At 57.7% G+C, this 12,102-nt stretch carries 11 protein-coding genes; 5 read left to right on the top strand and 6 right to left on the bottom strand.

Going from position 1 to position 12,102, the window contains the following annotated elements; translation table 11 throughout:
- Nucleotides 1-94: 94 nt before the first annotated feature.
- Nucleotides 95-1,066, top strand: a complete 972-nt coding sequence (locus tag GWQ31_RS19765; protein WP_265463262.1) for a response regulator — start codon at nt 95-97, stop codon at nt 1,064-1,066.
- Between the two features lie 74 nt (nt 1,067-1,140).
- Here GWQ31_RS19765 and GWQ31_RS19760 read toward each other — a convergent pair whose 3' ends face one another.
- From GWQ31_RS19760 to GWQ31_RS19750, 3 genes are all read right to left on the bottom strand, one after another.
- Nucleotides 1,141-2,538: a peptide MFS transporter gene (locus GWQ31_RS19760; RefSeq protein WP_017412884.1), complete on the bottom strand. Its 1,398-nt coding sequence runs from the start codon at nt 2,536-2,538 to the stop codon at nt 1,141-1,143.
- A 213-nt stretch (nt 2,539-2,751) separates the two neighbouring features.
- On the bottom strand, nt 2,752-3,663 hold the full coding sequence (gene galU / locus GWQ31_RS19755) for a UTP--glucose-1-phosphate uridylyltransferase GalU (RefSeq protein ID WP_021140626.1): 912 nt from the start codon (nt 3,661-3,663) through the stop codon (nt 2,752-2,754).
- Between the two features lie 94 nt (nt 3,664-3,757).
- On the bottom strand, nt 3,758-4,078 hold the full coding sequence (locus GWQ31_RS19750) for a ComEA family DNA-binding protein (protein WP_021140625.1): 321 nt from the start codon (nt 4,076-4,078) through the stop codon (nt 3,758-3,760).
- 166 nt (nt 4,079-4,244) lie between these two features.
- Here GWQ31_RS19750 and cysQ point away from each other — a divergent pair, with 166 nt between their 5' ends.
- A complete protein-coding gene (cysQ, locus tag GWQ31_RS19745; RefSeq protein WP_275910085.1) occupies nt 4,245-5,015 on the top strand; it encodes a 3'(2'),5'-bisphosphate nucleotidase CysQ in 771 nt (256 codons plus the stop codon).
- A gap of 81 nt (nt 5,016-5,096) precedes the next feature.
- On the opposite strand, the gene GWQ31_RS19740 is transcribed toward cysQ, so the two are convergent.
- The 3 genes from GWQ31_RS19740 to GWQ31_RS19730 all read right to left on the bottom strand — a co-directional run bounded on the left by GWQ31_RS19740 (nt 5,097) and on the right by GWQ31_RS19730 (nt 7,592).
- Nucleotides 5,097-5,393 carry a YciI family protein gene (locus tag GWQ31_RS19740; protein WP_275910084.1) on the bottom strand — a complete coding sequence of 99 codons (297 nt, stop codon included), beginning with the start codon at nt 5,391-5,393 and terminating at the stop codon, nt 5,097-5,099.
- A 26-nt stretch (nt 5,394-5,419) separates the two neighbouring features.
- Nucleotides 5,420-5,971 (bottom strand): septation protein A, encoded by a 552-nt coding sequence (locus GWQ31_RS19735; RefSeq protein ID WP_005318063.1) that lies wholly within the window; start codon nt 5,969-5,971, stop codon nt 5,420-5,422.
- An 85-nt stretch (nt 5,972-6,056) separates the two neighbouring features.
- Nucleotides 6,057-7,592 carry an aminotransferase class I/II-fold pyridoxal phosphate-dependent enzyme gene (locus GWQ31_RS19730; RefSeq protein WP_275910083.1) on the bottom strand — a complete coding sequence of 512 codons (1,536 nt, stop codon included), beginning with the start codon at nt 7,590-7,592 and terminating at the stop codon, nt 6,057-6,059.
- A 224-nt stretch (nt 7,593-7,816) separates the two neighbouring features.
- On the opposite strand from GWQ31_RS19730, the gene GWQ31_RS19725 reads away from it, so the two are divergent.
- From GWQ31_RS19725 to GWQ31_RS19715, 3 genes are all read left to right on the top strand, one after another.
- A complete protein-coding gene (locus tag GWQ31_RS19725; RefSeq protein ID WP_275910082.1) occupies nt 7,817-8,452 on the top strand; it encodes a hemolysin III family protein in 636 nt (211 codons plus the stop codon).
- 117 nt (nt 8,453-8,569) lie between these two features.
- Entirely contained in the window at nt 8,570-10,231 is a 1,662-nt protein-coding gene (locus GWQ31_RS19720; protein WP_099994230.1) for a putative transporter, read from the top strand.
- Nucleotides 10,232-10,457: 226 nt separating this feature from the next.
- Nucleotides 10,458-12,102, top strand: a 1,645-nt coding sequence (locus GWQ31_RS19715; protein ID WP_275910081.1) for a retention module-containing protein, incomplete at its 3' end; no start/stop codon positions are given.

Genomic DNA, 12,102 nt, shown 5'->3' with positions numbered 1-12,102 from the left:
TGTCATAAATTGACGTCTTGGTGCACATGTCTCTGTCGATTTAGTCTAGGCTTATTCTTTAAATAACCAGTTGACTAATAAGAGCTTTATCAAGATGTCAAAAGCCGGATTACGGATCTTGGTGGTGGAGGATGAAGCCGTTTTTCGCCACTCTCTGGTAACTTATCTCGAGCATGACGGGGCGTGCGTATTTCAGGCTGAAGACGGGATTGAAGGCCTCTCTGCCGCCGCGATTTATCACCCCGATGTGGTGCTGTGCGATCTGAACATGCCCAACATGGATGGGCATGAGGTCATTGCCTGCCTCTCTGCCCGCTATCCCCATATTCCCGTCATCGTCATCTCGGCCCAGAGCAAGATGGAGGCGGTCGAGCGTGCGCTGCGTGCCGGTGCCCGTGATTATCTCATCAAGCCGATGTCTGACTATGGCCTGGTGCGCCACAGCATAGAGCAGTGTTTGACGGCCAACTATGGTCATGGGCAGCAGCTGGAACTGATGGATCACATCGACTTCTTTCGTGATCACGACAAAGCAGCCACTCGCTTGCTCGCCTGGCTGAGGCCGCCATCACTGCAGGAGTGGGGTCCCTGGCAAGTCACCTTCAAGGGGATGGGCAACCTGTTTATCCCGGATACCTTCAAGGTGGATGACAAGCTGCTGGTACTGGTGATGGAGCTGCCGATCCTCGGGGTGGATGCGGCTTTCTGCGGCGCCCTGGTGCGTTCCCTGATGAATGCCCCCTATCGCCAGTTCCAGCACAAGGAGAGCCTGCTGCTGACCCAGCCACATCGGTTGCTCGACTACCTCAATCTGCAACTTATCGAGTCCGGTCTGCGTCACTCCTTTGCCATGGCGGCTCTGCTGTTTGATCAGGAGGACGGGCTGGTATTTGCCAATGCCGGGCTGACCTCACCGCACTGGCTGATGCGAGCTGGCGGTTTGCCGCTCGGTCTGATGCGCAGCAGCCACTACCCATTGCACAAGCGCAGCTGGCACGACCCCTTTGACCTGCAGTTTCACAACGATAGCGGCAGTGCTCTCCATATGCAGGTACGCCATCACTGAGGCTGGTTTGTGGCAGACATAAACAAACGGGGCGCCCACTGGGCGCCCCGTTTGTCTTTTACAATCCTGACCGGTTAGACGGTGGCGGACTGCAGTTTCTTGTCGTGCTCTTCTGGCTCTTTGGCCGGACCTTCGGCGCCGTGCATCCAGTAGACCAGGCGGTTGGCCATGGTCAACAGGATCAGGGCACTGATCACGGCAGCGATGGCAATGCCGCCGAAGATGGCGATGGGACCGGATTCACCGACGAAGGAGCCAACGAAGCCGGCGATATAGTTGGCCAGGGCAACGAAGCCGAACCAGGCACCCATCATCAGGGAGGCCAGGCGCAGCGGAGCCAGCTTGGTCACCATGGAGAGACCGATAGGGGAGAGGCAGAGCTCACCCAGGGTGTGGAACAGGTAGGCACCGACCAGCCAGAACATGGAGGTCTTGACGCTCTGATCGCCACCCTGCTCCAGCACGGCACCGATCATGAACAGGAAGCCCACGGCCAGGAACAGCAGACCCATGGCGAACTTCACCGGTGAGTTCGGCTCTTTGTTGCCGAGCTTGATCCAGATGGCGGCGACTATGGGGGCCAGCGTGATGATGAAGAAGGGGTTCAAGGACTGGAACCAGGCGGTCGGCACTTCGAAGCTGCCGATCATGCGGTTGGTATATTCCTGTGCGTACAGGTTCATCAGACCACCGGCCTGCTCGAAGCCTGCCCAGAAGATGATGGTGAACAGACCCAGCACCAGGATCACCTTGATGCGATCCACTTCCTGCTTGGTCAGCGGCGCCTTCTGCTCTTTGGAACGTTGCTGGGCTGCGCGCTGGGCGGCCGGCACACGACCTATGTCCCCGAGGAAGCGTTGCGCCATGGTGGCCTGTACGACCAGAGAGAGCAGCATGCCGATACCGGCGCTGACGAAGGCAGCTTGCCAGCCATAGGCAGTGGCAGCGGCGCCACAAATCACGCCTGCCAGCAGGGAACCCAGGTTGATGCCCATGTAGAAGATGGTAAAGGCGCCGTCACGACGGTGGTCACCTTCCTTGTAAAGGTCACCCACCATGGTGGAGATGTTCGGCTTGAACAGACCGTTACCCAAGATCAGCAAGCCGAGACCCGCGTAAAAGACGCTGTTGACCATATCCGGGAACATGGCATGCGGCAGGGCCAGAGTGAACTGACCCGCTGCCATGAAGATGGCACCGATCAGGATGGCGCGGCGTTGGCCGAGGAAAGTATCTGCCAGCCAGCCACCTATGATGGGAGTGATATAAACCAGACCGGTATAGATGCCGTAGAGCTTGAGGGCATCGGCCTGAGTCCAGCCCATACCGCCGTTGGCAGTCATGTCAGTCAGATAGAGCACGAGCACGGCCCGCATGCCGTAATAGGAGAATCTCTCCCACAGTTCGGTACTAAAGAGCAAAAAAAGCCCTTTAGGGTGACCTAAAAAGGTCCCTTTGGACGGATTATTCATTGGAACTTCCACCTGTGTCTTATATTTTTTTAGGAGTTTTATGCAAGGGCTAGGAACAAGCCTTAATCCTTATAGAACAAGCGTGATTAAATTACAATATTATGATTTAGCGATATTTTATCTATCAATGGTTGAATAATTGTTTATAAAATGAAAAAGGGCATCGAACGATGCCCAGTTATTTATTCTGTAGATAGGTTAAATATTCAGCGTTTACAACTGTTTGACAAACTGCTTCAGCCAGGCGGTGAATTCCCCGTTCAGTTCCGGATGGCGCACCGCGTATTCCACATTGGCTTTCATGAAACCCATCTTGCTGCCGCAGTCGTGGCTGCGTCCTTTCATGAAGTAGGCGTTGACCTGCTCATGTTCCATCAGCATGGCGATGGCATCGGTCAGCTGGATCTCGTCACCTGCACCGACGGGGGTGCGCTCCAGCAGTGGCCAGATGTTGGCTGACAGCACGTAGCGACCGACCACGGCCAGATTGGAAGGCGCTTCGTCACGGGGCGGCTTCTCGACGATGGCCTGCATCGGCAGGGACATGCCCTCGGTCAGATCTTCCCCCTTGATATCGGCGATGCCGTACTTGTCCACTTCACTCTCGGGAACCGCCTCCACCATGATCTGGCTGATCTGATCCCCTTCGAACATGTGTACCATTTCGGCCAGGTTATCGCGCTTGAGGTTGCTGGCCATGTCATCGATCAGCACGTCCGGCAGCAGCACGGCGAAGGGGTTGTCGCCGATCAGCGGACGGGCACACAAGATGGCATGACCCAGACCCTTGGCCTCGCCCTGGCGCACATGCATGATGGTGACATCTTTGGGGCAGATGTGTTGCACCTCCTCCAGCAGTTGCCGCTTGACCCGCTTCTCCAGGGTGGCTTCCAATTCGAAGCTCTTGTCGAAGTGGTTCTCGATGGAGTTCTTGCTCGAGTGGGTCACCAGGATGATCTCCTTGATGCCGGCAGCGATGGCTTCACGCACCACATACTGGATCAGCGGTTTGTCGACCACGGGCAGCATCTCTTTCGGGATGGCCTTGGTGGCAGGCAGCATGCGGGTGCCCAAACCGGCGACAGGAAGAACGGCCTTGCGTACAACGAGCTGTGTCTTTTTCATGGAGAGAGTCCAGAGATACAAAGTGGCCCCATGATACCCGAAGAAAAATAGGGCAGCCACAGGCTGCCCTCATGATGGAAGAGGTCCAAACCGGCTATTTGACGATGATCATGTCCCGATTTGCTTCCAGAGTTGCCGGCCCTATGCCGCTGACATCCGCCAGTTGTTCAACCGTGGTGAACTTGCCCTGTTTCTCACGAAAATCGACGATGGCCTGCGCCTTCTTCTCTCCGATCCCTTTGAGAGCAGTTAACTCATTGATACTGGCCGTATTCAGGTTCACCTTGCCACTCTCCTTGGCGGTGGTGACCGTGGTCGCTGGCTTGGCAGCCGGCTTGTCGGCGGCCAGCAAAGGCTGGCTCAACAGGGGCAGGCAGCTCAGCAGCAGGGTGGCGGTCAGGGTCTTGTAGTTCATTGCTTCATGTCCTTATGTTGCGTCGAATGACTATTGAGAATTAGCCGAGTCGCGCCACTTTTTGTCTGTCATTTATGACACTTTATAAGTCAGAGCAAACGGCTATAAGCCTCTTTTGCCCAAAATGGGTACACTGTACTAACCATTTGATCAGGATGTCTTTTCTATGTTTTTCCCTGCAATTTCCAAGCTGGAGCCCATCGCCCGCGCTGCCGGTGACATCATCATGGCCACTTACAGCCAGCCCTTTACGGTGGAGTACAAGGGGGACGAGAGCCCGTTGACCGCCGCCGACAAGGGTGCGCATGAGGTGATAGTGCAGGCGTTGGCAGGGCTCACCCCCGATATTCCTGTGCTCTCGGAGGAGTCTGGCCCAGAGGTGATGGGGTTGCGCCATGGCTGGTCTTGTTACTGGCTGGTGGACCCGCTCGACGGTACCAAGGAGTTCGTCTCCCGCAACGGCGAGTTCACCGTCAATATCGCGCTGATCGAGGATGGCAAGCCGCTATGGGGTCTGGTCTATGCCCCCGTGCTGGACCGGCTCTGGTATGGCGGCAAGGGGATGGGCGCCTGGCGTGTGGCCGATGGCAAGCGTGAAGCCATCCAGACCTTGCCTCATCAGGAAGGGTCGCCATGGCGGGTGGTGGGCAGTCGTAACCACCTGTCCCGGGAGACCCTCGATTATCTGGCGCGCTTTGGTGACATAGAGCGGGGCGAGATTGAGCTGGTTTCCATGGGCAGCTCTCTCAAGTTCTGCATCATTGCCGAAGGGGGGGCCGAGCTCTATCCACGCCTCGCACCTACTTGCGAGTGGGATACGGCAGCGGCGCAGGCCGTGCTGGAAGGGGCCGGTGGGTCTGTGACCCGGCTCGATGGATCACCCCTTGCCTACAACAAGCCCGATATTCTCAACCCCTGGTTTGTCGCGCGGGCCTGAGCGACCTTTAAACAGGGGCAGCACAGATGTGAAAAGGCCGGACACTGTCCGGCCTTTTGCATTTTCGCCCACCACCTGAGCTCAAAACACCTTTCTGTAGGGCTTGATGGTGACCTTGGCGTAGACACCGGCTGCCACATAGGGATCGTCATCTGCCCAAGCCTTGGCATCGGCCTGGCTGGCAAATTCAGCGATGACGGTACTGCCGGAGAAACCCGCATCGGCCGGATCGTCGGCATCTATGGTCGGGTTGGGACCTGCAGTCAGCAGTCGTCCCTCATCCTGCAGCGCCTGCAGGCGGGCCAGGTGGGCAGGACGGACCTGTTTGCGCAGGGGCAGGCTGTTGGGAACATCCTCGGAGTAGATGAGATACCACATGAGACAATCCTTCTTCTTGATGGCGATTATTTTTTCAGTTCGCCTTTCTGCTCGGCCGGCAGGTGGCGGTAAAGGTAGACACCGCTCAGCAGCGTAAACACCAGCGTCATGCCGAGCAAACCGAACACTTTGAAATTGACCCACATCTCTTGCGGCAGGTTGAAGGCCACATAGAGGTTGAGCAGGCCGCAGACGGTAAAGAAGCCAACCCAGGCAAGATTGACTCTATCCCAGATGGCATCGGGGGCTTGCAGCTCTTTGGCCAGCATCTGCTTGATGAGGTTCTTGCCAAAGCCGTAGCGGCTTATGAGCAGGCCCAGCGCGAACAAGATGTTGATGACGGTGACTTTCCACTTGATGAAGGCGTCGTCATGGAAGAAGACGGTGAGGCCGCCGAAGAAGCCGACCAAGAGGAAGGTAAAGAGCTGCATCTTCTCGACTTTGCGGTAACGCACCCAGCTATAGATGAGTTGCAGACCGGTCACGACGACCAGGGCGCCGGTAGCCGTGTAGATGTCGTAGAACTTGTAGACCGCGAAGAAAACGATAAGTGGAATAAATTCAATAAATTGCTTCATGTCTGGCTCATAGCCCTCAAAAATAGACCTCAAAATTTTGTCCAGTCTACCTGCAAGGTAGACAACGGCAAATGAATAAGACCGCTCATTTGGCGTCCAGTTCCTTGCCGATTGCCTGGCCGAATAACTGCCAGGCAATGTCGGCGCCGAGGCGTTGTTGATCCGTCAGCAGCTCGCGAATATGGCGCTCCTCAATCAGCGGGTTGAGCAGCACGGCGCGCAGCAGGGTGAGCGGCTGGGAACCATAGCGCCTTACCGCTCGCTGGGTGCGGGAGACAAAGCTGTGCCCCTCGGCCCGCTGGGCTTTTTGCAGGGCGATGTTGAACTGGTTGATCTGGCCGTTGGCCGCCTCGTCGAGCGCTTTGCCCTGCAGATGGGGCGGAATGCAGCGGTAGGAGAGCAGGTTCATCACAGGGGCCGACATCAGCTCGAAGGCGGGATCCTTGTTGATGAGATCCGCCATCAGTCTGGCTCTGTCGTAGTTGGCCTCGATAAGCCGTGCGTAACCCTGCTGGCCAAACAGCTGGAAGGCCGCGTCCAGATAGAGGGCATTGGCGGGACGGGTGCCTTCCAGGGTAAAGCGGCCCTGATCAAAGGAGCTGGCACGGATGGCATAGGGCGCTTCTCGCTTGACCGTCATCATGAGGTCCGGCTGGCGGCAGAGCAGCATGCCGGTACCGAGTGGTACCAGCAGTTGCTTGTGCCCATCCAGGGTCACAGTATCGGCCAGTTCAATTCCTGCAAGCAGCCCCTGATAGCGGGGCGAAAACAGGGTCGGGCCGCCCCAGGCGGCATCCACGTGGAAGTGGATCTGCTCGCGGGCCGCAATGGCCGCCAGCTCGGGCAGGGGATCGATGGAGCCAAAATCGGTACTGCCTGCCACCCCGACCAGCGCCAGCACTTTTAGCTTCTGCTCCTTGCACTGGGTCAGTGCGGTTTCCAACGCCGTCATGTCGAGCCGGTTCTGGTCGTCGGTCGCGAGCCGCCAGACGCTGTGCGCACCCAGCCCCAGCAGATCCATCCCCTTGTCGAAGGAGTAATGCATCAGCCGGGATCCCAGTATCACTGCGCCGCGATAGCCCTGCTCGTAGAGGGCGAACAGGTTGTCACCGCAGGTGCGGTTGCGGGCCAGCCACAGCGCCGTGACGTTGGCGATGGTACCGCCGCTGGTCATGACGCCGAGGGCGGCATCCTTGGCATGCATCTGCTCGCCATAAAAAGCATCATCGGCGCGATAGATGAGACGGTGCAACTTGGCCAGCACCTCCCGCTCCAGAAAGCTGAGCAGGCGGGAGGACTCCATTTTCATCGGATTCTGGTTGAGCATCACCAGCAGGCGTGACAACTCGGCGGTGAAGGCGGGCAGTGGCGCCGTCATGTGCCCCATGTAGCGTGGGGAGGTCAGATGGGAGGCCCCTGGCACCAGGGTTGCCAGTCGCGCCAGATAGTTATCCATCGAGATGCCGACAGTGGGCATCCGGGATTGATCGAGCTGGTGGGTGAAGTGATCGTGCTGGTAGGGGGCCTGACTGTCATCCGAGTGATGGAAGGTCTCCAGCAGGGCCGTCATGGCCTGACCGAAGGCCGGATCCGGTAGTGCAAACAGTTCAGTCAACTTCATCAGGTTCTCCAGACCAGGTTGCCAGGGTGTCACCGGGAGGTGAGCAACCGTGGCAGCGACAGCGACGTGGGCATCGGCCGCAGAGCATACACCAAAGGTAAACGGGTGACAGCCATGAGCGCATCATGGGGATGAGCCCAATCAGATGAGGTTCCATTTAAGCTAACACTTGTACTCTGAAATGACGGCGGCTAGAGTGAGCCCAGTTTGGGCAGGAGTATGTTATGAGCAGTGTGACGGATTATTCTCCCCGCGAGGAGTTGGCCAATCGCCTCAGCCACGGCTTGGGGCTGGTGTTCGGGATCCTGGGGTTGATCCTGTTGTTGAACAAGGGCTGGGAACAGGGCACCCAGGCGCTCATCAGCTACAGCCTCTATGGCGGCAGCCTGGTGCTGCTCTATCTCGCCTCGACCCTGTATCACAGCATGGCGGAAGGGGCCGCCAGGCGCTGGTGCAAGGTATTTGATCACTGCGCCATCTATCTGTTGATCGCTGGCACTTATACCCCTTTCCTGCTGGTGGCGCTCGATACCCCGCTGGCCCAGGGATTGATGGTGGTGATCTGGGGACTGGCACTGGCGGGGGTGGTGTTCAAGCTGTTCTTCATCCACCGATTCGAAAAATTGTCGCTGTTTACCTACCTGATGCTGGGCTGGTTGTCGCTGGTGGTCATCTATCAGCTTTACCTCCATCTGGAGGGCGAGGGCTTGTTGCTGCTCGGGCTCGGTGGTCTCATCTACAGCCTGGGGGTCATCTTCTACGTGGCCAAGCGCATTCCTTACAACCACGCCATCTGGCATCTGTTCGTGCTGGGTGGCAGTGTTTGTCACTTTATGGCCATTTATGGTTACATCGCTTGACTAGCCCTTAATTGGTATTTTTGCCGCTAAGAAGGATAAAATCGTGCGGTATCACACAGTTGGCGTCAGCGTTTGCTGACAAGCTAGGGACAGTTCAATTCAGAAAGGATGCACACGATGAGTGATATCGCGCTTTCCATCAGCATGTTGTCGCTGGTGGCGGTGCTGGGGCTCTGGCTGGGAAACTGGCGGGTCTATGGCGTTGGCTTGGGAATAGGAGGTGTGCTGTTCGGTGGCATCATAGTGGGCCACTTCGCGGGAGTGTCTGATCTGGCGCTCGATGAGCAAACCCTGCACTTCATTCAGGAGTTCGGTCTCATCCTGTTTGTCTACACCATCGGCATCCAGGTCGGTCCCGGCTTCTTCTCCTCCTTGCGCAGCTCTGGCCTCAAGTTGAACGGATTCGCCGCCTTGCTGGTGATCCTTGGCTGTGTGGTCGCGGCAGGGCTGCATCAATTGTTCGATGTACCCTTGCCGGTGATCCTCGGGGTCTTCTCCGGCGCCGTGACCAATACGCCCTCCCTTGGTGCGGGTCAGCAGATCCTGGCCGAACTGGGGGCCGCTCCCGGCGCGACCGGCTTGATGGGCATGGGCTATGCCGTTGCCTATCCGTTTGGCATCTGCGGCATCCTGCTGACCATGTGGCTGGTTCGTCTGTTTTTTCGCATCAAAATCGACGAAGAAGCGGACCAGTTCGAGCAACATGCAGGCAAGACCAAGGAGAGTCTGCAGACCATCAATATTGCGGTGCGCAACCCCAATATGCATGGCCTGATGCTCTGCGAGATCCCGAGTCTCGACGAGTCGGATGTGATCTGCTCCCGCCTCAAACGCGGTGAGGAACTGATGGTGCCGCGGTCGGATTCGCGCATCGAGCTAGGTGATTTGCTGCACCTGGTGGGTGATCGGCATGCGCTGCACAAGGTACTCCTGGTGCTTGGGGAAGAAGTGGAGACCTCGCTCTCGACTCGCGGCACCGATCTGCGGGTAGAGCGGGTGGTGGTCACCAACGAGCAGGTACTTGGCAAGAAGATCCGCGATCTCGACATCAAGCAGAAATACGACGTTGTCATCTCGCGCCTCAACCGGGCCGGTATCGAGCTGGTACCGACCAGCCAGACCAGCCTGCAGTTTGGTGACATCCTCAATCTTGTGGGTCGACTCGACGCCATAGAGGCGGTGACCAATGTGGTGGGCAACGTGCAGCAGAAGCTGCAGCAGGTGCAGATGCTGCCGGTGTTCATCGGCATCGGCCTGGGTGTATTGCTCGGCTCCATCCCCTTCTATCTGCCCGGGTTCCCGGCGGCGCTCAAGCTGGGTCTGGCGGGCGGTCCACTGGTGGTGGCGCTGATCCTGTCGCGGATTGGCAGCATCGGCAAGCTCTACTGGTTTATGCCGCCGAGTGCCAACCTGGCGCTGCGGGAGATTGGCATAGTACTGTTTCTGGCGGTGGTGGGCTTCAAGTCCGGTGCCGGCTTTGTCGATACCCTGATCAACGGTGATGGCCCAGCCTGGATGATGTACGGCATGGCTATTACCCTGATCCCGCTGCTGGTGGTCGGTGTGCTGGCCCGTCTGTATGGCAAGATGAACTACCTCACCCTGTGCGGCTTGCTGGCGGGTTCCATGACGGATCCCCCCGCCCTGGCATTTGCCAACGGTATGCACCCTACCAGTGGTGCCAGTGCCCTGTCATACGCCACCGTCTATCCCCTGGTAATGTTTCTGCGGATCATTTCCCCCCAGTTGCTCGCCATCCTGCTGTGGGCGGGTGTCTGACCATGACCCGGACGGGAGCACAGTGATGTGCTCCCGTCATCAAAATGCAACACATTGATCATCTTGATTTTATTTTTACCTCCTCCGTCATTGACCCTTCTGTTTAACCGGCCGGTTTAGCCTCAAATCACTCTATCCATTCGAATTTTCTAACTGGTTTCTGGCGTCATTCACGGGCACATTAGACGGTGGAATATTGCATGCCAATAGAGATTCAGGAGAGAACATGAGCAGCCATAAAATCGCATTGGAACAGGACGTCGTTGTTACCCAGTTGAAAGGCAACATTTACCTGGTCGCCGCAGATGGCAGCCAGAAGCAGCTTGCCGAAGGCGATATCCTGCCCAGGGATGCGGTGCTGATCACTCCTGAGGGCGCCAGTTTCAACGGCGGCAACCAGACTTTCACCCTGAGCCCGACCAACGAGCAGCAGGCTGAGGATGAAACGTCTCAGGCACCTTTGCTGGCCCAGAACCAGGATGTGGCCACTGGCACTCCTGATGAGATATCGGCTTTGCAACAAGCCATTTTGGGCGGGGCCGACCCGACCCAGGCGTTTGAAGCGGCTGCAGCCGGCGGTGCTCCTGCCGCAGGCGGTGGCAACATAGGTGGTGTGGCCGGTGCCAGTGGCAATGGCGGCTTCGTCACCATAGATCGTACCGGCGATGCCACCATAGCGGCGGCGGGATTTGATACCGCCAACCAGACGGATGCCGGTGTGACAGGCGATGCGGTCGCGGGTGAAGATGATCCTTTCGACCTGGTGCCGCCGGTGATCACCGTCTCTGCACCAGACAATACCAATGACACCACCCCGACCCTGACTGGTACCACGGATGCGCCGGCAGGCAGCACTGTGACCCTGCTGGTCACTGATGCCAATGGCAATCAACAGACCCTGACCACAACCGTCAACCCGGACGGAACCTTCAGTGTGGATGTTGTTACCCCGCTGGCAGATGGCGCCTATACGGTCACCGCCAATGTCACCGATCCTGCCGGCAACACAGGCACAGCCACCGATGATGGCAGCGTGGACAGCACGGCTCCCTCTGCTCCGCTGGTGGAAATACAGGATGGTGCGGACAATGTCATTTCAGCCAACGAGCGTGAAAATGGCGTGGATGTGATTATCCGTTTGCCAGCCGATGCCAAAGTCGGTGATCGCCTCGATGTGGACTGGAATGGTGATGGTGTGCCTGACTCCAGCTCCATCCTGACTGCCGATGACATTAGCAAGACCCTGGTTACTCTGACCATTCCCACTACGGATCTGCCGGTCAATGGCCCCGTCATTGTGGATGCCACTCTGACCGATCCAGTGGGCAATACCTCTCCCAAGGGTACTGACAACAGCGTTGTGAATGCCGCGCCTCTGCCAGGGAACGACCAGTTTACCGTGGAAGAGGATGGGACGGTCATCATCAAGGTGCTCGACAACGACACCGACCTGGACGGTGATAGTCTCAGCATCACCGCCATCAATGGCCAGGCCATTGCCGAAGGTGGTTCGGTGGCCATTGGCAATGGTTCCGTCACCCTGACCAACGGTCAGCTGGTCTTTACGCCATCCCCTGATTTCAATGGCAATATTTCGTTCGAATACACAATCACAGATGGTTTGCACAGCTCGACTGGCGGGGTTACCGGTACTGTCACCCCGATCAATGATGCCGCCATTATTGCCGGTGCTGACACTGGCGCGGTGACTGAAGATGCCAGCCCGGATGTGCTGGCTGACAGCGGCCAGCTGAAGATCAGCGACGTGGACGGGGCCGACGAGGTGGCGTTCAAGACGGACGCGGCCAGCATCACCGCCAGCCCGGATGCACTGGGCAGCCTGAGCATCACGGCTGACGGCACCTGGACCT

Source organism: Aeromonas sp. 2MA4, from assembly GCF_029237305.1.
GTDB classification, from domain to species: domain Bacteria; phylum Pseudomonadota; class Gammaproteobacteria; order Enterobacterales; family Aeromonadaceae; genus Aeromonas; species Aeromonas salmonicida.
Note: the sequence above shows the minus strand (reverse complement) of the source record. Positions and strands in the feature narration are given on the sequence as shown.